The organism is Kribbella sp. VKM Ac-2569 (assembly GCF_004216905.1).
Taxonomy (GTDB): Bacteria; Actinomycetota; Actinomycetes; order Propionibacteriales; family Kribbellaceae; genus Kribbella.
This window is the reverse complement of sequence record NZ_SGXJ01000001.1, coordinates 644,141-666,613: the sequence shown is the minus strand read 5'-3', so window position 1 is coordinate 666,613 and position 22,473 is coordinate 644,141. Positions and strand designations below refer to the sequence as shown.

Sequence of the window (22,473 nt, the reverse complement as noted above, 5' to 3'; positions counted from 1 at the left end):
CGCGTCCCCGCGGATCTGTATGGGCGACAGAGGCTGCGCAGGGGTGTGGGCTGGGGTGAGGGGAAGCCGGATGAGGGTTCTGGTCAGCGGGGATCGTGGCTATATCGGGGCGGTGATGGTGCCGTTCCTGCGCGCTGCGGGGCATCAGGTGGACGGACTGGACACCGGGCTGTACGAGGGGTGCGACCTCTTGGGCGGGCCGGAGCCGATCGGTGCGCGGGTGCCGCGTGACATGCGGGACGTGACGGCGGGGGAGTTGACGGGGTACGACGCGGTGGTCTGTCTGGCCGCGTTGTCGAACGATCCGCTGGGGCACCTCAACCGCGACGCCACGTACTCGGTCAACCTCGAAGGGACACTGAACCTCGCCCGCGCGGCGAAGGACGCCGGTGTCGGACGATTCCTGTTCGCATCCTCCTGCAGCCTGTACGGCGCAGCGGGGTCGGAGGCGGTCGCCGAGGACGCCGAGATGTTCCCGGTTACGCCGTACGGCGAGACGAAGGCGCTGGCGGAGCAGGAGCTGTCCAAGCTCGCCGACGACACGTTCAGCCCGACGTACCTCCGGAACGCGACGGCATACGGCGCCTCGACGCGACTGCGGCTCGACATCGTGGTCAACAACCTGACCGCGATCGCGCTGACGTCCGGCCAGGTCCGCCTGGAGAGCGACGGCACCCCGTGGCGGCCGCTGGTCCACATCGAGGACATCAGCCGCGCGTTCCTGAAGGTGCTCGAGTCGCCGCGGGAGACGATCCACGACGAGGCGTTCAACGTCGGCCGCTCCGAGGACGTGGTCCAGGTCCGCGACATCGCCGAGATGGTCCGCGAGGCGGTACCGGGGTCGACCCTGTCGATCGCCGACGGCGCCGGCCCGGACCTGCGCAACTACAAGGTCGACTTCAGCAAGCTCAACGACACGTTCCCGGACCTGAGGCTCGCGTGGACGGTCCGCAAGGGCGTCGACGAGCTGTACGACGCCTACCGGCGCCACGGCCTCACGCTCGACGACTTCAACTCGGCCCAGTTCGTCCGGCTGCGCCGCATCCAGCAACTGCTCGGCGCCGGCCTGGTCGACGACCAGTTGCGCCGCCAGACCGACGAGCCGTTTCCCGGGCCGAAGGAGATGAACTGATGACGGACACAGTGACGGATTCGGTCGCCTGCCGCCTGTGCGGCGAACCGCTGACCCGGACGTTCGTCGACCTCGGTATGTCGCCGCCGTGTGAGAGCTTCCTGCGCGCCGACCAGATCGACAGCGGTGAGACGTTCTACCCGCTGAACGTGCGGATCTGCGACAACTGCCTGCTGGTCCAGCTCCCGGCGTACGTCGCCGCCGACGACGTCTTCAGCGACTACCTCTACTTCTCGTCGTACTCGACCAGCTGGGTGGAGCACGCCCGCCGGTTCGTCGTCGACATGCAGGAACGGCTGCAGCTGAACGAGAACAGCTTGATCGTCGAGGCCGCGAGCAACGACGGCTATCTGTTGCAGCACGCCGTTGCCGAAGGCATCCCGGTGCTCGGGATCGAGCCGGCCGCGAACATCGCGAAGATCGCGAACGAGAAGGGCATCCGCACCGAGAGCTACTTCCTCGGCGAGGCGACCGGCACCGACGCTGCCCAGCGGTACGGCAAGGCGGACCTTGTCGTCGGCAACAACGTGTTCGCGCACGTCCCGGACATCGTCGACTTCGCGAAGGGTCTGCGCGCGCTGGTGAAGGACGACGGCCTGGTGTCGCTCGAGTTCCCGCACCTGCTCCAGCTGATCGAGAACCGTCAGTACGACACGATCTACCACGAGCACTACTCGTACCTGACGCTCAAGACCGCGGCCGACGCACTCAACAGGGCCGGCCTGACGGTCGTCGACGTCCAGGAGCTGCAGAGCCACGGCGGCTCGCTCCGGGTCTTCAGCACGCCGACCGCGACCGCGGGCGAGCCCACCGAGCTGGTCGGCAAGGTGCTGCAGGACGAGGAGGACGCCGGCCTGCACAGCGTCGAGGGCCACCTGGGCTTCGCGGCCGAGGTGTTCAAGATCAAGTCCGATCTGCTCGAGTTCCTGATCCAGGCACAGCGCGACGGCAAGTTCGTCGCCGGGTACGGCGCTCCCGGTAAGGGCAACACGCTGCTCAACCACTGCGGCATCCGCGAGGACCTGCTGCCGTACACGGTCGACCGCAGCCCGCACAAGCACGGGATGTTCCTGCCCGGCACGCACATCCCGATCCACGCCCCGGAGCGCCTCGCCGAGACGCGCCCCGACTACATCGTGATCCTGCCGTGGAACCTGCGCGCGGAGATCGTCCACCAGCTCGGCTACGCACGGGAGTGGGGCGCGAAGTTCGTCGTACCCATCCCGCGCCTCGAAGTGATCTGAAGTAGTAGGGGGGAAGGGGAGTCAGATGAAGGTCGTGATCTTCTGCGGGGGGTTCGGGTTGCGGATGCGCAGCGGCGTGGACTCCGCACCGAAACCGATGATGACGATCGGCGACCGGCCGGTCCTGTGGCACGTGATGCGGTACTACGCGCACTTCGGCCACACCGAGTTCATTCTCTGCCTGGGCTTCGGCGGGTCCGCGGTCAAGGAGTACTTCCTGCGCTACGAGGAGACGGTCTCCAACGACTTCGTGATGACCAAGGGCGGGCAGCACGTCGAGCTGCTCGACTCCGACATCAGCGAGTGGAAGATCACCTTCGTCGACACGGGGATCGACACCAGCATCGGTGAGCGGCTGCGCCGGGTCCGCCCGTACCTGGAGGACGACGACGCGTTCCTGGCGAACTACGGCGACGTGCTGACCGACGCGCCGATGGACAAGATCGTCGACCACGTGATGACCAGCGACATCACCGCGAGCCTGCTCGCGGTGCCGCCGCAGGCGTCGTTCCACGTCGTCGAGTTCGGCACCGACTCCCGGGTCACCGGGCTGCGCTCGGCCGCCGACCTGAACGTCTGGATCAACGGCGGGTACTTCGTGATCAAGAAGGAGATCTTCGACGTCCTGCACGAGGACGAGGACCTGGTCGGCGACGCGTTCCCGCGGCTGGCCGCGATGAGCAAGCTGGAGGCGATCCCGCACCACGGGTTCTGGGCGCCGATGGACACGCTCAAGGAACGCAGCCAGCTCGAGGAGCTGTACCGCTCCGGCAAGAAGCCGTGGGCATTGTGGAGCCACGAGAACCGCGAGCAGCACAGCCGGATCCTGTCGGCCGGCGGGCCGGTAGTGGTGGCGATCTGATGCTGCCGTTCCAGCTCGGCCTCATCGACGGACCGGTCCACCTGGTCGCCCTCGGCGCGCATCCGGACGACATCGAGATCGGCTGCGGCGGCACGCTGCTCAAGCTGGCCGAGTCCGTGCCGGAGCTGACCGCCGAGTTCGTGATCGCGACCGGTACGCCGGTGCGCCTGGAGGAGGCCCGCCGCGCGGCGGAGCTGTTCCTGCCGGAGTGCGAGGTCACCGTGACGTCGGCCGAGCTGCCGGACGGGCGACTGCCGGCGTACTGGAACGAGACCAAGGAGTTGCTCGAGGCAACGGCTCGCGGCAGCCGCCGGCCCGACCTGGTGCTTGCCCCGAGCAAGAACGACGCACATCAGGACCACCGGCTGATCGCCGAGCTGGCGCCGACCGTGTGGCGCAGCCATCTGGTGCTGCACTACGAGATCCCCAAGTGGGACGGCGACCTCGGCCGGCCGTGGCTGTACGTCGAACTCACCGAGGAGCAGTTGCGGGACAAGGTGGCGCTGCTGCACAAGGCGTACCCGTCGCAGGTCCCGCACGACTGGTTCGACGAAGAGGTGTTCGCCGGACTGGCCCGGCTCCGGGGGATGGAGTGCCGGGCGCCGTACGCCGAAGCCTTCACGACAGCCAAAGCCACGCTGACATGGTGAACAAGGGGGATGCAGTGAGCTTCAAGTGTCGTGGGTGCGCCGCGGAGAACGTCGTACCGGTGGTCGATCTGGGGCCACAGCCGTGTGCCGACTACTTCCCGCCCGTGGACACACCGGGTCCGGATCCGCGCTGGCCGCTCGAGTTGTGGCTGTGCCGGGCCTGCACGCTGGTCCAGCTCGGTCCGGTCGAGGCGCAACTGCCGGAGGAGCCGCTGGCGGTGGAGTCCGCGACGAGCATCGCGCATGCCGAGAAGTCGGTGAAGGAGCTGCTCACGGAGTACCCCGAGCTGCACAACAGCGTCGTCTTCGAGTTCGCCAGCCACCACGGGGGTTCCTGGCTCGAGCATCTGTACGCCGCTGGCTCGCGGCTGGCCGGTGAGGGTGAGAAGGCCGATCTGGTCATCGACGTGCACGGCATCGTGCACGAGCCGCAGTACGGCGAGATGCTGAAGCTGCGGGCGGATCGGCTCGCGCCGGGCGGCCTGCTGGTGATGGAGTTCCACCACCTGTTGCCGTTGTTCGTCGGGAACCAGTTCGACACGATCCGCCACGGGCACTGGGCGTATGTCTCGCTGCGCGCACTGCGGAACCTCGCCGCCGTACACGGTCTGGCGGTCGAGTCGGTGCAGCAGGTCGACATGTTCGGCGGCAGCCTGATGGTGATGCTCCGGCACGCGGCCGATGCGAAACCTGACGCTTCGGTCGACGTGGTGCTGGAGGACGAGGACGCCGCGGGCATCGCCGACGAGGTACAGCTCGGCAGTCTGCAGGAGGCCGCGTCGCATGCGGCCGGCGCGCTGCACGACGCGCTGACCCGGCACAAGGCCGCCGGACGAACGGTCCTCGGGTACGGCGCTCCTTCCAAGGCGCCGGTGCTCCTCGACCTCAGCAAGGTGACAACGGATCTGCTGCCGTTCACCGTCGACCTCGCCCCCGGCAAGCACGGCCGCCGCGTGCCGGGTGGCTGCATGGTGCCGATCCGTCCGATCGAGGACCTGAAGGCCGCGCGACCCGACATCGTCCTCGTCCTCACCTGGGACATCGCCGACGAGATCATCGCCCAGCTCGAGGCCGACGGCGGCTGGGGCGCGACCTATCTCGTACCACTCCCGGAACCGCACGAGTTATGACCACCTCGCTGGAGCGCAAGGCGTCGTCCGGTCGCCACAAGGCGCCGCCCGGACGCGCTCGCGGCATCGTCGGCCGACTCAGCTGGGGCCTGGTCGATCAGGCCGTGACCAGCGCGGTGAGCTTCGTCGTCGGGATCTTCGTCGCGCGCGAGCTCGGTGCGGCCGAGTTCGGCGGCTTCAGCCTCGCCTGGGTGACGTACGGCGTCATCCTCAATGTCTCCCGCGGGCTGGCCACCGACCCGCTGACAGTCCGCTTCAGCGGTGTGGACCGGCAGGTCTGGCGGACCGCGGTGGCCAAGTCGTCCGGGATGTCCATCATGGTCGGGCTGGTCGCCGGTGCGTTCTGCGCGGTCGTCGGTCTGCTGCTCGACGGCGTGGTCGGCGCGGCCTTCCTCGGCCTTGCCGTGGTCGTGCCCGGGCTGCTGCTGCAGGACAGCTGGCGGTTCGCGTTCTTCGCCTCGGGACAAGGCGGCAAGGCACTCATCAGTGACCTCACCTGGGCCGCCACCCTGGTTCCGTTGTTGCTCCTCGCATCGATGCGGCCCAGTGTGGGCCTGTTCGTGATCGCGTGGGGTGGATCGGCAGCGGTCGCGGCTCTGGTCAGCGGTCTGCAGGCTCATATCCTGCCGCGCCCGTCGCGCGCCCGGATGTGGTTCTCGCAACAGCGCGCGCTCGGCCTGCGGTACCTGTTCGAGAACGTCAGCCTCAGCGGCGCGTACCAACTGCGGATGTACGTCCTGGGCGCGGTCGCGGGCGTGGCCGACGTCGGTACCGTGCGGGGCGCGGAGCTCCTGCTGGGCCCGTTCTACATGCTCCTGACCGGCGTGGGCCTGTTCGCCGTGCCGGAGGCCGCGCGGGTGCTGCGCCGTTCACCGCGGCACCTGCCGCTCCTCTGCCTGGCACTCGGAGGCGCCCAGGCTGCCGCCGCTCTTGCCTGGGGCACGCTGCTGATCGTCGCGCTGCCGGGCGCGTGGGGACGCGAGTTGCTCGGTGAGGTCTGGCTGCCCGCGTCCGCCCTCATCGTGCCCGCCACGCTGGCCGTGATGAGTACCAGTTTCTCCACGGGCGCGTCGGCCGGCCTGCGTGCGCTCGGTATGGCGCATCTGAGTCTGCGGTCCCAGCTGATGGCGTCCGCGATCTATCTGACCGCGACGGTGACCGGAGCGGTCGTCGACGGCGCCCACGGATCTGCGTGGGGCGCGGCGATCGCGACCTTCGCCGGTGCGCTGATCTGGTGGTCGAGCCTGCGGATCGGGCTCAAAGTACAAAGAACAGAGGTGAGGACGTCATGAAGGCAGCACCCCGGCTGACGGTCGGACTGCCCGTCTACAACGGCGAGGAGTACCTCGCCCAGTCACTGGATGCGCTACTCGGACAGAGTTACACGGAGTTCGAGCTCATCATCTCGGACAACGCGTCGGAGGACAGCACCCAGGAGATCTGCCGCGACTACGCCGCGCGCGACGAGCGCATCAGCTACGTCCGGCAGCCGGTCAACATCGGTGCCGGACCCAATCACAACTTCGTCTTCACCGAGGGCCGCGGGGAACTGCACAAGTGGGCCTCCCACGACGACCTCTACGGGCGCGATCTGCTGCTCAAGTGCGTCGAGGCGCTCGACGAGAACCCGGACGTCGTGCTCGCCCACGCCTGGCAGGCGATCATCGACCCCGCGGGCCGGATCGTCCTGCCGGTCGAGTACCCGCTGGCGACCGATGACCCGCGGCCGTCCGAGCGGTTCCGCAGCATGCTGTTCGCGGTCGGTGGTGACGACTTCTACGGAGTGATCCGGTCCGACGTCATCCGCCGTACGCCGTTGCACGACAGCTATCACCACGCGGACCGGACCTTCGTCACGGAGATCGGTCTGCACGGGCCGTTCTACCAGGTGCCGGAGCAGCTCTTCTTCCGCCGCGACCACCCCGGCCGGGCCGAACGCGCGCGGCCGAACATCCGGGCCCGCAGCGCCAACATGGATCCGCGGCGCGCCAACCGGCTGCGCAATCCGGTTCCGCGCCTGCTCGTCGAGTACGTCTGGGGATTCGTCAGCGCGATCCGCCGGGCGCCGCTGTCGTCGGCGGAGCGGCGCAAGTGCTACCAGTACCTCGCGCTGTGGATGGCCAGCCGGATGGTGCCGGGCAGTTCGCGACGGATCGAGGACACCGTGCTCGAGCCGGAAGCTGGGGTGACCAGATGACCCGTGCGCCACGGGTGGCGTTCTTCGGCCTGCTGGGATCCGGGAACCTCGGCAACCACGGCTCGCTCGACGCGATGCTGTCCTTCATCCGCACCCGGCACCCGGAGGCCGAGCTCAGTTGCGTGTGCGCCGGCCCCGAGGCGTTCGAGCGCCAGTACGGCATCCCGTCGGTGGCCATCACCTGGTACCAGGCGCACGGCCCGGGTCGTTCGCGGCTCGGTGACGTGGCGCGCAAGGCGTTCGGCAAGGTGGCCGACCTGGTCCGCATGCCGCTGGTGATCCGCAAGTACGACGTCGTGATCGTGCCCGGCATGGGGGTGTTCGAGTCCACGGTCGACCTGATGCCGTGGGGCTTCCCGTACGCGCTGTTCCTGATGGCGTTGTCGGCGCGGATCGTCGGTACGAAAGCCGCGTTCGTCAACGTCGGCGCCAACCCGACGCACCTGCGGCTCATCCGGTGGCTGTACGTGGGTGCCGCGCGACTGGCGTCGTACCGCTCCTTCCGGGACGAGTACTCCCGGGACGCGATGCGTCAGATGGGCCTCGACACCAGCCGGGACGAGGTGTATCCCGACCTCGCCTTCGGCCTGCCGGAGCCGGTGCCTGTGGAGCACCCGCACCGCACCGTCGGCCTCGGGGTTATGGCCTACTACGGCGTGAACGCCGATCGGGCCCGCAAGCACGAGGTCTACGCGACATACACCGAGAAGATCGTCGAGTTCGCCCGCTGGCTGGTCGACCAGGGCTACCGGATCCGGCTCGTCACCGGTGACGCGATCGACCGGACCGTGGTCGACGCCATCGTCGAGGACCTGCGGGAGAAGCGGCCGGAGCTCGTCGAGGAGCGGCTGATCGACGAGCCCGTCGAGAGACTCGGTGACCTGATGGGCCAGCTCGCCAGGGTCGACGTGGTCGTCGCGTCGCGCTACCACAACGTGCTGTCGGCGTTGAGGATGTCGAAGCCCACGATCTCGATCAGCTACGGGACCAAGAGCGACGTGCTGATGGAGCAGATGCGGCTGGCCGAGTTCCGGCAGCCGATCCAGAGCCTCGACGTGGCGCAGCTGATCAACCAGTTCCGCGCGCTCGAGGTCCGGGGAGCGTCGGTCGTGCCGGCCATGCAGGCCAAGAATCTCGAGTTCATCCATGAACTCAAAAGGCAGTACGACGTGCTGTCCGCGGCGCTGTTCGGGGTGGGGACGACGTCTCGCGTCGCAGTGGAGCGGGGGGAGTAGCGATGGATGTGATCGAGGTACCGGCGATCGCCGGGGTGTTCCTGTTCCGGCCGGCGCCGCACGTCGACGAGCGCGGGTTCTTCTCGCGCACGTTCGATCGCGACGTGATCGCGAAGGCCGGTCTGGACCCGGACGGCTTCGTGCAGGACAGCATCTCCCGTTCGCGGAAGGGCGTCGTCCGCGGTATGCACACCAGGTCCGGCCGGGGTGAGGCCAAGCTGGTGCGCTGCTCGTACGGCGCGGTGTTCGACGTCGTCGTCGACCTGCGTCCCGGCTCGCCGACGTACCGGAACCGGGAGACGTTCGACCTGACCGGCGACAACCAGGTGACGGTGTACGTGCCGGCCGGTTGCGCACACGGCTTCCAGGCCCTCACCGATCCCGCCGACGTCTCGTACCGCATCGACCGTGCGCACGACCCGTCCGAGGACGTGGCAATCCGCTTCGACGATCCCGACCTGGACATCCCGTGGCCGCTGCCGGTGACGCTGATGTCCGACCGGGACCGGGCCGCCGCGTCGCTCGATCTCGCCACTGCGAGGCTCACATGACCAAACCCTTTGAGAAGTCCTTCGAGAAGTCCGTCGCGGCCAACAAACGGCTGCACGACCTGATCCCCGGCGGTGCGCACACGTACGCCAAGGGCGAGGACCAGTTCCCCGAGGACCTGGCGCCGGTGATCGCCCGCGGTGACGGCGCGCACGTCTGGGACGTCGACGGCAACGAGTACATCGAGTACGGCTCCGGTCTGCGGGCGGTCAGCCTCGGGCACTGCCATCCGAAGGTGCTGGAGGCGGTCCGGCGCGAGCTCGACCGCGGCACCAACTTCGTCCGCCCGAGCATCATCGAACTGGAGGCTGCCGAACGCTTCCTGACCTCGGTGCCGACGGCCGAGATGGTGAAGTTCTCGAAGAACGGCTCGGACGTCACCACCGCGGCGGTCAAGCTGGCCCGCGCGGTCACCGGTCGCCGGCTGGTCGCGATCTGCAGCGACCACGCGTTCTTCTCGATCGACGACTGGTTCATCGCCCGGACCGAGATGTCTGCGGGCATCCCGGGCGAGATCGCGGACCTCACCGTCGGCTTCCCGTACGGCGACCTGGCCGCGGCCGAGGAGATGCTCCGCCGCCACGACGGCGAGGTCGCGTGTCTCATCCTCGAGGCCGCGACGCAGCAGGATCCGCCGGCCGGCTATCTCGAAGGCCTGCGCGACCTGGCGCACCGGTACGGTGCGCTGCTGATCTTCGACGAGATGATCACCGGCTTCCGTTTCGCGGAGTCCGGCGCCCAGGGCCTGTACGGCGTGACGCCCGACCTCTCGACGTTCGGCAAGGCGCTCGGCAACGGCTTCGCGGTGTCCGCGCTGGCCGGCCGTCGCGAGCTGATGGAGCGCGGCGGACTGCGGGACAGCCGGGAACGGGTGTTCCTGCTCAGCACGACCCACGGCGCCGAGACGCATTCTCTCGCGGCCGCGATGGCCGTGATGGACGTCTACGCGCAGGAAGGTATCGCGGCCCGGCTGCACGAGCTCGGCGACGAACTCGCGGCCGGCGTCCGGGCGGCAGCGGCCGCGGCCGGGGTCCAGGACCACGTGCTGGTGCGGGGGCGGGCGAGCAACCTGGTGTTCGCGACCCTCGACGCGAACGGTGTGCCCTCGCAGGCGTACCGCACGCTGTTCCTGCGCGAGCTGATCCTCGGCGGGGTGATCGGCCCGTCCTTCGTCGTCAGCAGCGCGCTGACCGCGGACGACATCGCCCGCACCGTCGAGGTCGTGGCCAAGGCTTGTTCGGAGTACCGCGCGGCCCTCGAACTCGGGAGCCCGGATCCGTGGCTGGGGGGCCGACCCGTGAAACCCGTGTTCCGCCGGTACGGCTGAACAGACCAGAACACCGCACACCACAGAATCCCGAGGGGGGAAGACCATGCATTCGATCTATGTTGACGCAGACTTCACCGACGACGAGCGGCGGCAGAAGCTGTACGACGGCGACCTGTTCGTCTATTCACCGCGGCCGTCGACGCTGGCACTCACCGAGTTCGCCGGTGAGCTGGCCCGGGAGGCGTTCGCGCCGCTGGATCCGGAGTCGGCGCAGTTCGACATGGCCGTCGAGGACTACGCGGCGCTGCTCGCCGAGCTGAAGCCGCGGTTCATTCACCACCCGGAGTCGAAGCGGCTGATCCAGGAGATGCTGGTCGACTTCGGGTGCGACCAGGAGCAGGTGTACTTCGACGTACCGCGGATGCGGAGCTCGACGTCGAACGACTACCTCACCACCGGGATCGCGTTCGCGTTCCACCCGCACCGTGACACCTGGTACTCCGCGCCGTTCACCCAGCTCAACTGGTGGTTGCCGATCTTCCCGATCAGCGACGACAACGGGCTCGCGTTCCACCCGAGGTACTGGCAGACACCGGTGAAGAACAGCTCCCGGGTCTACAACTACGCGGAGTGGAACGCGACCAGCCGGAACATCGCGGCGACCCAGATCGGCACCGACACCCGCGTCCAGCCGGTGCCGGAGGAAGAGGTCGAGCTGGTGCCGCAGATCCGTCCGATCTGCAAGCCCGGCGGGATCATCCTGTTCTCCGGGGCCCAGCTGCACTCCAGCGTGCCGAACACCTCGGGCCGGACCCGGTTCAGCATCGACCTGCGCACCGTGCACCTCGGCGACGCGGTCGACGGCCGGTCCGCGCCGAACATCGACTCGGAATGCACCGGTACGACGATGGGCGACTACCTCCGGGTCAGCGACCTGCAGCACATCCCGGCCGACGTCGTGGCCGCGTACGACACACCGGCGCACGCGATCGCGTGACACCTCCGGCCGGCGTCGCTCCGACGCCGGCCGGGCACCGCGATCCGGCGGGGAAACCTGACGGCTCAGCCGAAAACGAAAGATCTCCCCAAGGATCGGTGCCTCTCGTCGTCCGAGGACTGCCCGCGTAGTAATGTTCGGTGACTCGCCGCCGACGCGCGGGTAAACAAGGACACACTGCAGGCTGTGACGGACACTGTAAGTGACCGCGCAGTCGCGGGAGGGAACGAGAGGCCGCTGTGAGCGGAGCAGAAGCGCCTGACGCTGTGGACAGCCGTCGGCCGCTCTGGGTCGTCCCGCACGAGGTTCCGGCGATCGTTCCGCTGCCGTCGCGCTCGACCGAGCCGCGCTGGGTCGGCGTGTACCGCTGGGCCGCTGTCGGTGGCGATCTGCTCGCTGCGATGCTCGGTGTCTCGATCGCGTTGCTGACCCGGTTCGGATACCACGTCGGCTCCAGCTATCTCGTGGTGAGCAGTGTGCTGCCGCTGGCCTGGGTGGCTGCGGTCGCCTTGTCGAAGGGGTACGACTCACGGTTCTACGGGGCCGGGCCGGACGAGTTCCGGTCGCTGCTTCGCGCCGGCGTCGGACTCACCGCGGCGGTCGCAATGACGTCGTACGTGACCAAGGCCGAGATCGCCCGTGGCTTCGTGGTGCTCGCGATCCCGGTGATGGTGGTGGCGGCGCTGTTGCTGCGGTACGCGCTGCGGAAGGACCTGCACCGGCACCGGGTCAGAGGTCGCTGCATGCACAGGGTTCTCGTGGTCGGGCGCAGTGGCCCGGCCGCGACGCTTTGTGAGCACTTGGAGAGCCGCCCGACCGACGGTTTCCGGGTTGTCGCGACTTGCCGCCCACGTGGTGACAGCAACGGCCCGATGCAGCCTGAAGAGCTCGCGGAGCCGGACATCCTGGCCGCCGCCGACCGGCACGCGGTCGAGGTCGTCGCGATCGCGACCGACCCGGAGTTGGCGGGCCAGTTGCTGCGCCGGCTGTCCTGGGCGCTGGAGCAGCGCGGCATCGAGCTGATCGTCTCCCCGGGCATCATCGAGGTGGCCGGCCCGCGGATCTCCGTCCGCCCGGTCGCCGGCCTGTCCCTGCTGCACCTGGAGCGGCCGTCGGTCAGCGGCGGACCGCACCTGATGAAGGCGGTCTTCGACCGAGTCGTTGCCCTCGGCATCGTCGCCGTATTCTCGCCGTTGCTGATCGGCCTGGCGCTCGCGGTGAAGCTGTCCAGCTCCGGCCCGGTCCTGTTCCGGCAGCAGCGGGTCGGCCGTGCGGGGACCGAGTTCACGATGCTCAAGTTCCGCAGCATGTACGTCGACGCGGAGGAGCGACTCAGCGACCTGTATGCGCTGAGCGACGGCAACGGCGTGATCTTCAAGATGCGCAACGACCCACGCATGACGCCGCTCGGACGCTGGATCCGCCGGTTCTCGCTCGACGAGTTGCCGCAGCTGTTCAACGTGCTGCGCGGCGACATGTCGCTCGTGGGTCCGCGGCCGCCGCTGGCCGAAGAGGTCGCGCTGTATGCCGCCGACGACTCGCGGCGGATGCTGGTGAAGCCCGGAATGACGGGCCTGTGGCAGGTCAGCGGCCGCAGCGACCTGTGCTGGGACGAGTCCGTCCGCCTCGACCTGCGGTACGTCGACAACTGGTCGATGACGCTGGATCTACTGATTCTCTGGAAGACCGTGCGCGCGGTGTTCTACGGCGCGGGAGCGTACTGATGGATTCACATGGACCGGTGTACGTCGCGGGCCACCGCGGCCTCGTCGGCTCGGCGCTGTGGCGTCGTCTCGAGGCGGCCGGGTACACGCACCTGATCGGCGCGTCGTCGGCGGAGCTCGATCTGCGCGACCGGCAGCAGACGTTCGACTTCCTGCGCGAGCACCGGCCGGCGGTCGTGATCGACGCCGCGGCGCGGGTCGGCGGCATCCTCGCGAACCGCGACCACCCGACCGAGTTCCTCAGCGACAACCTGCGCATCCAGGTGAACCTGATGGACGCGGCGCTCGAGGTGCGCACGCCGCGGCTGCTGTTCCTCGGGTCGTCGTGCATCTACCCGAAGTACGCCGAGCAGCCGATCCGCGAGTCGAGCCTGCTGACCGGCGAGCTGGAGCCGACCAACGACGCGTACGCGATCGCGAAGATCGCCGGCATCATGCAGGTCCAGGCGGTACGCCGGCAGTACGGCCTGCGCTGGATCTCCGCGATGCCGACGAACCTGTACGGCCCGAACGACAACTTCGACCCGACGTCGTCGCATGTTCTGCCCGCGTTGATCCGGCGCTTCCACGAGGCAAAGGCTTCTGCCGCGCCCGAGGTGGTGCTGTGGGGGAGCGGTACGCCGCGGCGCGAGTTCCTGCACGTGGACGATCTCGCCGACGCGTGTCTGCACCTGCTGGAGCACTACGACGCACCGGAGCCGATCAACGTCGGTGTCGGCGCCGACGTGACGATCCGCGAGCTGGCCGAACTGGTCGCGCGGACGGTCGGCTACACCGGTGCCCTGAGCAACGATCTGTCCAAGCCGGACGGCACCCCGCGCAAGCTGCTCGACGTGAGCAGGTTGCTGGCGCTCGGCTGGAAGCCCTCCATTTCCCTCGAAGACGGTGTGGCCGCCACCTACGCCTGGTACCAGGAGCATGTGGCATGAAAGCGTTCATCACGGGCATCACCGGTCAGGACGGTTCGTACCTGGCCGAGTTGCTGCTGGCCAAGGGGTACGAGGTGCACGGCCTGATCCGGCGCGCCAGCACCTTCAACACCAAGCGGATCGACCACCTGTACGAGGATCCGCACGCCCGCGACAAGCGGCTCTTCCTGCACTACGGCGACCTGACCGACGGTTCGCGGCTCGTGACGCTGCTCGCGTCGATCCAGCCGTCCGAGGTCTATCACCTGGCCGCGCAATCGCATGTGCGGGTCAGCTTCGACGAGCCGGAGTACACCGGCGACACCACCGGGATGGGTACGACGCGACTGCTCGAGGCGATCCGGATGATCGGGCTGGACTGCCGGTTCTACCAGGCGTCGTCGTCGGAGATGTTCGGCGCGACCCCGCCCCCGCAGAACGAGGACACCGCGTTCCACCCGCGTTCGCCGTACGGCGCCGCGAAGCTCTACGGCTACTGGATGACCCGGAACTACCGCGAGGCGTACGACATGTTCGCGGTGAACGGCATCCTGTTCAACCACGAGTCCCCGCGGCGCGGCGAGACGTTCGTGACGCGGAAGATCACCCGCGCGGTTGCGGCGATCAAGACGGGTCGCCAGGATCGCTTGTACTTGGGCAATCTGGACGCATCCCGTGACTGGGGCTACGCCCCGGAGTACGTCGAGGGCATGTGGCGGATGCTGCAGCACGACACCCCCGCGGACTACGTGATCGCGACCGGTACGTCGTACTCCGTCCGCGACTTCGTCTCGCTGGCGTTCGACCACGTCGGGCTGGACTGGGAGAAGTACGTCGACCACGACCAGCGCTACGAACGTCCCACCGAGGTGGACTCGCTGATCGGGGACGCGTCGAAGGCGGCCACCGACCTCGGCTGGAAGGCTCAGGTGCATGTTCCCGAGCTGGTCCGCATCATGGTCGACGCCGACCTCGCACTGCTGACCAGGGAGGACGCATGAGTAGGGTCGACGTTCTCGGGATCCACGTCAGCGTGACGAATCTGGACCGGACAGTGGAGACGTTCGCGCGCTGGATCGACGGCGGTGAACGTCAGTTGGTGTGCGTGTCCGACATGAACGCGTTGCTGCACGCGCGTGCCGACGCGCGGCTGACCGAGGTCTACAACACGTCCGGTCTGACCGTTCCGGACGGGATGCCGCTCGTGTGGGCCGGGCAGCGCGCCGGGTTCGAGGAGATGGACCGCGTAGCCGGTCCGGATCTGCTCGAGCGGGTGCTGGCCGAGGCGGCGGATCGCGGCTGGACGCAGTACTTCTACGGCGGTGCCGAGGGCGTGGCGGAGGAACTGCGCGAGCGGTTCCAGGAACGGCATCCGGCGTTGAAGGTCGTCGGCGTCGAATGCCCGCCGTACCGTGAACTGACGGACGCCGAGGACGCGGAGACGGTCGCCCGGATGAACGAGGCGCGGCCGGACATCGTCTGGATCGGGCTCGGGGCGCCGAAGCAGGAGCGCTGGATGGCCGACCATCGCGACCGGCTGAACGCGACGATCCTGATCGGGGTCGGCGCGGCGTTCGACTTCCACACCGGCCGGCTGGACCGCGCGCCGTACTGGATGCAGCGCTCCGGGCTGGAGTGGAGCTACCGGCTGTACAAGGAGCCGCGCCGGCTCTGGAAGCGTTACGTCCTGGGCATCCCGCGATTCCTCCTCGGCATCCTCCGCCACCCGCCCCGTCCCGTTTAGAGTGAGGCGGTGAAGTTCCGGCGGCCGAAACTACGTCGGCTGGCCGGTCCGGCTGGTCGCGCGGGCTGGGGTCTTGCCGATCAGGGCTTGTCGAGCCTCAGCAACCTCGCCGTCGGAGTCGTCGTCGCACGGTCCAGTACCGTCGCCGACTTCGGTGTCTACGCGCTCGCGTTCGGGGGCTACACGATCGCCCTGAACGTGTCGCGGGCGATCTCCACCGAGCCCCTCGCCGTACGGCACTCCGGCGCTCGCACCCCCGAGTGGGAACGAGCAGTCCGCGCGAGCACAGCGACTGCTCTCTTCACCGGCGTCCTGGCGTCGTTGCTCGGTCTTGCCATCGCGGCTGTCCCGGCCGTGCCGTCTCGTGGTGTGCTGCTCGCCTTCGCATTGACCATGCCGGGCCTGCTCCTGCAGGACGCGTGGCGCTGGGCGTTCTTCGTCGTCGGCGAGGGGCAGAAGGCGTTCGTCAACGACCTGATCTGGTTGCTGGCGATGCTCGCGATCTTCGGCGGCCTCTATCTCACCGGTACGACGTCCGCGTTCACGCTGACGTTCGCGTGGGGACTCGGCGCGGTGATCGCCGCGATCGCCGGCCGCTTCCAGGCCGGCGTGGCGCCGCGGCGGCAGCTGATCCGTGAATGGGTCAAGCGGAACTGGGACGTGAGCCCGAAGTACGTCGGGGAGATGCTCGCGGTCTCCGGCACCATCCAGCTCTACATGCTCGGCATCACCGCGGCCGCCGGCCTCGTCGCGACCGCGGGTATCCGGGGAGCGCAGGTACTACTCGGTCCCGTGAACGTACTGAACCAAGGCATCCGGATGATCTCCGTCCCCGAAGCGTCCCGGGCGTTGCGCCACTCGTACCGGCGCCTCTGGCTCGTCGGCCTCGCCATCTCACTCGGCGTCGGCGCGGGCGCATTGGCGTGGGGCGCGATCTTCCTCCTGCTACCCCCGGTCGTCGGCCGCGAATTGCTCGGCCCCGGCGTCTGGAACCAGGCCCACAGCGTCCTGGTCCCCGTCATCCTGCTCCAGGCCCTAGGCGCCTCCAACGCCGGCGCCTTCGCCATCCTCCGAGCCCTGACCGCCGCGACCCGCGGCCTCCGCGTCCGCCTGATCTCCTCGGTCGTTCTGATCGTCTGCGGTGTGGGCGGCGCCTTCCTGTGGGGCCCCAAAGGCGCGGCATGGGGCCTGGCCGGCGCCTCCTTCGCCACCCTGCTCCTGTGGTGGAACGAGGCCCACCGAGCGATCGCCGCGCACCGCCGGGTCAGCGGACGGTGACGGTGGAGTAGCCGCCTCGTACGGCGTGGTTCCCGTCGGAGACCTCGATGCGGTAGCTCTGGGTGGTTCTGGTCGGCGCTGTGGTGTCCGTGAGCGTGACGGTGGGACGGGACCAGAACGCGGAGCTGACTCTCGTGCTGGCGACGACGATCGTCCCGCGGAGCAGACGATAGGTGAGACGGATGTCGTCGTTGTCCAGCGAGGCCTGAACAGTGGCCTTCACCTGACCGATGGCCGGCCTGGAGAGTGTCGGCGGCGCCGGGGCGAGCGGTGCGGCGCCGGGGCCGAGATTGGTGAACCGGGTCAGCCCCTGCTGGCCGGCGCCGTTGACCTTGGTGAAGTCACCGCCGATCCACAGATCGCTGCCGCCACTTGCCGACACAAGGGGCCCGACCGACGTCGGCGGTCCGGCGTTCGTGTTCGGGAACCAAGGTCCCAGGGTCCCGTTCGCCGGGTTCTGCAGCAGCAGGAAGTGCGTGCCGCTGCCGTCCGAGAAGGTGCCGGGACAACTGTGCGCGTGCGACCCCTTGAACAGCCACCCGTTCACCATGGTGATCGCCTCGGTCGCGCCCAGGCACGTGCTCTTCCAGACCAGGTTGCCGGTGGCAACATCAGCCGCCCAGGTCCCGTCGAAGCACCCCCAGCCGTCACCGGCGTTGGCGAAGTACACCCGGCTGCCGGACGTCTCGATGTCCTTCACCCGCGACGTGCATCCACTCGACGGCGACGGTACGGCGGACGCCGCGGCGAAGGGCAGCAGTGCGCCGGTCGAGTTGTTGACGCTGGCAACCGCCCAGCGACTCGTCCCGCGGACCTTCGCGAACGTTCCGCCCAGATAGACCTTCGAGTTGTCATCGGCCGCGTCGATCGCGTACACGTCGTTGTCCGCGTTCGGGTTCCACGGCAGCAGTGCACCGGTGACCGTGCTGATCGCGGCGGCCCGGTTCCGGGTCACGCCGTTCACGAGCCCGAACGACCCACCGAAGTACAGGCTGGTTCCGCCGATCGCGAGCGCCTTCACGCGGTACGACACCTGCGGCGCGATGGTCGCGACCAGTGCGCCGGTCGCGGTGTTGAAGGCTGCGATCCGGTTCCGGACCTGGCCGTCGACGCGGGTGAAGTCGCCACCGACGTACACCCTGGACCCGTCGGCCGACGCGACGACCGCCCAGACGATCCCGTTCAGGACATGGTTCATCCCGGCGTCGAGCGCCCCTGTGCTCTGGCTGAACGCGGCCAGATAGGTCCGGCTCGTCTCGTGGGTCCCGGCGGCCGCGCCCGGCGGACGCACGGCCAGGAAGCGGCCCCCGACGTACGCCTTGCCCTTGGCAACGGCCAGGCCAAGCACACTGGCGTCGGTCTGCCAGGTCGATACGGCGACCGCGGTCAGGCTTGCACCGGTGCCAATCGCGGGTGGTGCCGGCACCACCCCCAGCACGAGCCCGCTGATGCCCAGCGCAACAAACAGTCTTCTCCCCATGATCGTTCCCCCCAGTCACCAAGCTACGACTGAGGGTTCCGATGCGGAAGGGGCAGTTACGGGATCTTCACCGTGGCCGAGGCGCCCTTCATGATGTTGCGGCCGTCGTGGACCTCTACGTGGTACGTGTACGACGAGCCGCGGGCGAGGCCGCGGTCGACTACCTGGTAGGTCTTGCGGGGCTGCCAGAAGTACGTCGTGTACTTGTTCGAGCCGACGTTCAGCGAGCCGCGGAACACGTTGTACGTGAGCGACAGGTTGTCCAGGTCGTACGAGTCCCCGTAGCTCACGTACACGCGGCCGGTCGTCGTCGCGGTCAGCGTCGGAGCCTTCGGTACGGCGGGAGCCGCACCGCCCGGCGTGTTCGTGAACCGGGTGATTCCCACCTGGAGCGTGCCGTTCACGTGCAGGAAGTCACCGCCGACCCACAGGTCGGTGTCGGTGCCGGCCATCGCGAGCGGGCCGACCTGGGTGGTGCTCTTCGGGTTCGCGTCGGTGTTCGGGAACCACGGCCCGAGGTTGCCGTTGATCGTGCTCTCGACCAGCAGGTAGTGCGTTCCCGTGCCGTCCGGGAAGCCGTTCGGCGACGAGGAGCAGTTGTGGGCGTGCGAGCCCTTGTAGAGCCAGCTGCCGATCGCCTTGATCGCCTCGGTCGCGCCCAGGCACTTGTTCTGCCATAGCAGTTTGCCGGTCGACACCTGTGCGGCCAGTACGCCGTCGTAGCAGCCGCCGCCGTCGCCGCCGTTCGAGACGTACACGTTGTCGCCCAGGGTGTCGATGTCCTTCACCCGCGTGGTGCAGGTCGCGGTCGGCTTCGGGATCGCGGCCGCCGCCGGGAAGTCGAACGCCGCGCCGGTGGTGTTGTTCAGCATCGCCAGCGAGTAGTGGTCCTTGCCGTTGATCGTGCTGAACGGTCCGCCGACGAACACCCGGGTGCCGTTGTCGGAGACGTCGACGGCGTACACGTCGCTGTTCGCGTTCGGGTTCCAGGGCAGGAGGTCGCCCTGGATCAGCCGGACCGCGCCCAGCCGGTTGCGGGTCGCGCCGTCGATCGCGCGGAACGCGCCGCCGATGAACACACTGTTGCCGTAGATCGCCAGCGCCTTCACCCGGGCCGCCACGACCGGGTCCCAGGCCGCGACCAGCTTGCCGGTGGCGACCGAGAACATCGCGATCTTGCTACGCCGGATGCCGTTCACCATGGTGAAGTCACCGCCGATCACCACCCACTTGCCGTCGGGGCTGGTGGCGATGGAGTACACCGGCCCGTTCAGCGTCGGCGCGAACGCCGTCGGCTTCCCGGTGGTGCGGTCGAACGCGGCGACGTACGAGCGGAGGGTCTCCGGCGCCTCGCCGGACGCCTTACCCGGCTGCCGGAGCCTGGTGAACATGCCGCCCGCGAACACGGTGTTCCCGGCGATCGCCAGCGCGTTCACGCTGTTGTTGGTCTGCCACGAGGTCTGCTTGATCGCGGACACCGCGGACGCGAAGCCCGGCGTCGCTGCCTGCACCGGAGGTCCGGAGGGAATCAACGCGGCGGCGAGCACAGCCGCACCCGTGATCAGGGCGAGCACTAACTTCTTCATTTATGTCCTTACACAGGCGGGGGCGTAACAGTGCGTGCCTCATCACGCACCAGCGGCGGACATTACCGCTGTAGGAGGCCTACCGGAAGCAGACCTCCTACCCGCGTTATGAGTTTGTGTCAGATCTTGCAGAAAGACGCCATTTCACTTTAAAAAACACAGCTCACCTTGCTGCGTAGTGGGATTGGACCTGCACGGGGGTGAGCGCGTACGGGTAGACGGCCGCCTCGTCGATGCCCATTCCGGTCTGGGTCGCTCCGCCACCGGGCCACGAGTTGGTCAGGTCGTACCCGACCCGCCACCAGCCGTAGTACACCGACGCCGAACCCACGAGGGCGCTTCCGCTGAGTACGCCGTCGACGTACAGCTTCATCATTCCGTTGTCGTAGCTGCCGACCACGTGGTGCCACAGGCCGTCGTTCTTGCCGGACGGGCTGGTCAGCGTCCGCTGCGAGCCGTCGTTCACGCCGAAGACGACCGAGCCGTTGGTCCGCATGTACAGCATCCGGTCGCCGCCACCGCCGCTGTTCCCGGTCTTCGAGTTGCCGAAGCCGATGATCCGGCCGCCGCGGTTGAACCCGCTCTGCTTGACCCAGGCCTCGACCGTGAACTGCTGCGGCATGCTGTACGCCTTCTCGCCGACCATCCGCCCGCTGGTCGAGCTGGTCGTCATCGCGGTGTTGCCCGCGATCGCGCCGGCGCCGCCCAGCGTCACGCCGGTGAACGTGCCGTTGTTGCTCTGCCCCGAGGCGTCGACCGAGGTCGTCGTACCCACGGGCTCGCCGAGTCGCCAGTACGCCTGCGGCCCGTCCGCGCTGACGATCTGGTCGTACGCCGTCGATGCCGCCGAGGCGACTGTGATCTGGTCGGAGTAGTTGCCGCGGATCGTCGTACTGCCGTCGGTGACCTCGACGCGGTAGTTGGTGACCTCACCCGGCGCCGAGGAGGTGTCGGTGTAGCTCAGCCACGGCCGGTCCCACGGCGTGGACTTGGCCGTCCAGGTCGCGATGGTGGTGTTGCTGAACCCCTTCAGCAGCCGGTAGGTCAGCGTGCTGTCGTCGTTGTCGACGACGGTCGGGAAGTGGATCTCGACGACGCCGGGCTGGACGCTGTACGGGAGCAGCTTGGCCGGTTTGGCCGGGGCAGCGCCCGGGGCAGCGTTGGTGAAGCGGGTCAGGCCCTGCTGACCGGTGCCGTTCACGTTGAGGAAGTCGCCGCCGACCCACAGGTCGTTGCCGCCGGTCGCGAACGCCAGTGGGCCGACGTTGGTCACGCTGTTCGGGTCGGCGTCGGTGTTCGGGAACCACGGCCCGAGCGTGCCGTCGGTCAGCTTCTCGCTCAGCAGGAAGCGGTACCCGAAGCCCTGCGGGAAGCCGCCGGCGCCCTGGTTGGCGCAGTCGTGGGCGTGCGAGCCCTTGTACAGCCAGCCGTTGACGACCTTGACGGCCTCGGTCGCGCCCAGGCACTGGTTCTTCCACTTCAGGGTGTTGGTCGCGATGTCGGCCGCCCAGGTGCCGTCGAAGCACCCGCCGCCGTCACCGCCGTTGCCGAAGTACACGGTGTCGCCGCTGGCGTCGATCGTCTTCACCCGGGTCGTGCAGGACCCGTTCGGCGGCGGTACGGCGGATGCGCCGGGGAAGGGTAGTACGGCGCCGCTGACCGGATCGAGGCTGGTCACCGTGTTCTGCGTTGTGCCGTTGACCGTGCTGAACTGGCCACCGGCGTACACCTTGGACGCGTCGTCGGCGGCGTCCACGGCGTACACGTCGCCGTTCGTCGCGGGGGCCCACGGCAACAACGTGCCGGTGTCGGTGGTGACGGCCGCGAGCCGCAGGCGGTCCACGCCGTTGACCAGGCCGAACGAGCCGCCGAAGTACACCGTCGTACCGGAGACCGCGATGGACTTGACGCGGTACGAAACAGACGGTTTCCAGTTCGTCACCAGGGCGCCGGTGGCGGTGTCGAAGGCGGCGATCCGGTTCCGGGTCTGGCCGTTGACCGTGGTGAAGTCTCCGCCGACGAAGATCCGGGAGCCGTCCGCGGAGGCGGCGACCGCGTAGACCTGACCGTTCAGCACCGGGTTGAATGTGCTGACCAGTGCGCCGGTGCCGGTGTCGAAGGCGGCCAGGTACGCCTGGGCGACCTCTCCGGTCCCGGGCGCGGCGCCCGGCGGGCGGACGCTGGTGAAGCGTCCTCCGGCGTACGCCGTGCCGGCGGCGACCGCGAGGCCCTGGACGCTGGCGTTGGTCTGCCAGGTCGAGCTGTTGGTTGCCGCGAGCGACGCTTCGACGCTGTGCGCCGGTGGCGCGAGCGTCACCACCAGGGCGCCGGCGAGCAGAGTGCCCACGATCCCCAGGCGCGTGAACAGCCGTGTTTTCGTCATGTAGCGATGTCCCCCCTTGGACATGATCGACGCACGAGGCGCCTGATACCTCAGATATCCCCCCGGAAGAGAGTAGGGCACAGCGAGCACATCGCGTGAGCACT

19 protein-coding genes are annotated in these 22,473 nt (G+C 68.5%); 16 read left to right on the top strand and 3 right to left on the bottom strand.

All coding sequences use genetic code 11. From position 1 onward, the window contains the following. The first annotated feature begins 70 nt into the window (after positions 1–70). From EV649_RS03030 to EV649_RS02955, 16 genes are all read left to right on the top strand, one after another. Positions 71–1,132, top strand: a complete 1,062-nt coding sequence (locus EV649_RS03030; protein ID WP_130380255.1) for an SDR family oxidoreductase — start codon at positions 71–73, stop codon at positions 1,130–1,132. Continuing rightward, the gene (locus EV649_RS03025) at positions 1,132–2,376 is read left to right on the top strand and encodes a class I SAM-dependent methyltransferase (RefSeq protein WP_130380253.1); all 1,245 of its coding nucleotides are present in this window, start codon (positions 1,132–1,134) and stop codon (positions 2,374–2,376) included. Before EV649_RS03030 ends, EV649_RS03025 begins: the two co-directional genes overlap by 1 nt. 25 nt (positions 2,377–2,401) lie before the next feature. After that, positions 2,402–3,238, top strand: coding sequence for a glucose-1-phosphate cytidylyltransferase (locus EV649_RS03020; protein ID WP_130380251.1), 837 nt, complete (start codon positions 2,402–2,404; stop codon positions 3,236–3,238). After that, positions 3,238–3,888: a PIG-L family deacetylase gene (locus tag EV649_RS03015; protein WP_130380249.1), complete on the top strand. Its 651-nt coding sequence runs from the start codon at positions 3,238–3,240 to the stop codon at positions 3,886–3,888. Before EV649_RS03020 ends, EV649_RS03015 begins: the two co-directional genes overlap by 1 nt. 14 nt (positions 3,889–3,902) lie before the next feature. Further along, positions 3,903–5,018: a class I SAM-dependent methyltransferase gene (locus tag EV649_RS03010; protein ID WP_198682277.1), complete on the top strand. Its 1,116-nt coding sequence runs from the start codon at positions 3,903–3,905 to the stop codon at positions 5,016–5,018. Continuing rightward, positions 5,015–6,310, top strand: coding sequence for a hypothetical protein (locus tag EV649_RS03005; protein WP_130380245.1), 1,296 nt, complete (start codon positions 5,015–5,017; stop codon positions 6,308–6,310). Before EV649_RS03010 ends, EV649_RS03005 begins: the two co-directional genes overlap by 4 nt. Further along, the gene (locus tag EV649_RS03000; RefSeq protein ID WP_130380243.1) at positions 6,307–7,215 is read left to right on the top strand and encodes a glycosyltransferase family 2 protein; all 909 of its coding nucleotides are present in this window, start codon (positions 6,307–6,309) and stop codon (positions 7,213–7,215) included. The genes EV649_RS03005 and EV649_RS03000 overlap by 4 nt, the downstream gene beginning before the upstream one ends. After that, complete coding sequence (locus tag EV649_RS02995) at positions 7,212–8,450, top strand: polysaccharide pyruvyl transferase family protein (RefSeq protein ID WP_130380241.1); 1,239 nt, start codon at positions 7,212–7,214, stop codon at positions 8,448–8,450. Before EV649_RS03000 ends, EV649_RS02995 begins: the two co-directional genes overlap by 4 nt. A gap of 2 nt (positions 8,451–8,452) precedes the next feature. Beyond that, positions 8,453–9,001, top strand: coding sequence for a dTDP-4-dehydrorhamnose 3,5-epimerase family protein (locus EV649_RS02990; protein ID WP_130380239.1), 549 nt, complete (start codon positions 8,453–8,455; stop codon positions 8,999–9,001). After that, on the top strand, positions 8,998–10,326 hold the full coding sequence (locus EV649_RS02985) for a glutamate-1-semialdehyde 2,1-aminomutase (protein WP_130380237.1): 1,329 nt from the start codon (positions 8,998–9,000) through the stop codon (positions 10,324–10,326). Before EV649_RS02990 ends, EV649_RS02985 begins: the two co-directional genes overlap by 4 nt. A gap of 46 nt (positions 10,327–10,372) precedes the next feature. Then, positions 10,373–11,266 (top strand): phytanoyl-CoA dioxygenase family protein, encoded by an 894-nt coding sequence (locus EV649_RS02980; RefSeq protein ID WP_130380235.1) that lies wholly within the window; start codon positions 10,373–10,375, stop codon positions 11,264–11,266. A gap of 239 nt (positions 11,267–11,505) precedes the next feature. Then, positions 11,506–12,990, top strand: a complete 1,485-nt coding sequence (locus tag EV649_RS02975) for a sugar transferase (RefSeq protein WP_130380233.1) — start codon at positions 11,506–11,508, stop codon at positions 12,988–12,990. Next, positions 12,990–13,919, top strand: a complete 930-nt coding sequence (locus EV649_RS02970; protein WP_130380231.1) for a GDP-L-fucose synthase — start codon at positions 12,990–12,992, stop codon at positions 13,917–13,919. Before EV649_RS02975 ends, EV649_RS02970 begins: the two co-directional genes overlap by 1 nt. Next, positions 13,916–14,899 carry a GDP-mannose 4,6-dehydratase gene (gene gmd / locus EV649_RS02965; RefSeq protein ID WP_130380229.1) on the top strand — a complete coding sequence of 328 codons (984 nt, stop codon included), beginning with the start codon at positions 13,916–13,918 and terminating at the stop codon, positions 14,897–14,899. Before EV649_RS02970 ends, gmd begins: the two co-directional genes overlap by 4 nt. Next, positions 14,896–15,642: a WecB/TagA/CpsF family glycosyltransferase gene (locus tag EV649_RS02960; RefSeq protein ID WP_130380227.1), complete on the top strand. Its 747-nt coding sequence runs from the start codon at positions 14,896–14,898 to the stop codon at positions 15,640–15,642. Before gmd ends, EV649_RS02960 begins: the two co-directional genes overlap by 4 nt. A 9-nt stretch (positions 15,643–15,651) precedes the next feature. After that, on the top strand, positions 15,652–16,920 hold the full coding sequence (locus EV649_RS02955) for a hypothetical protein (RefSeq protein WP_130380225.1): 1,269 nt from the start codon (positions 15,652–15,654) through the stop codon (positions 16,918–16,920). Here the strand turns inward: EV649_RS02955 and EV649_RS02950 are convergent. The 3 genes from EV649_RS02950 to EV649_RS02940 form a co-directional block, all read right to left on the bottom strand. Beyond that, a complete protein-coding gene (locus EV649_RS02950) occupies positions 16,907–18,400 on the bottom strand; it encodes a fibronectin type III domain-containing protein (RefSeq protein ID WP_241997684.1) in 1,494 nt (497 codons plus the stop codon). The two genes, EV649_RS02955 and EV649_RS02950, sit on opposite strands and share 14 nt — an antisense overlap. Positions 18,401–18,456: 56 nt before the next feature. Further along, positions 18,457–19,986: a fibronectin type III domain-containing protein gene (locus tag EV649_RS02945; protein ID WP_130380223.1), complete on the bottom strand. Its 1,530-nt coding sequence runs from the start codon at positions 19,984–19,986 to the stop codon at positions 18,457–18,459. Between the two features lie 163 nt (positions 19,987–20,149). Beyond that, complete coding sequence (locus tag EV649_RS02940) at positions 20,150–22,369, bottom strand: LamG-like jellyroll fold domain-containing protein (RefSeq protein ID WP_130380221.1); 2,220 nt, start codon at positions 22,367–22,369, stop codon at positions 20,150–20,152. Positions 22,370–22,473 lie beyond the last annotated feature (104 nt).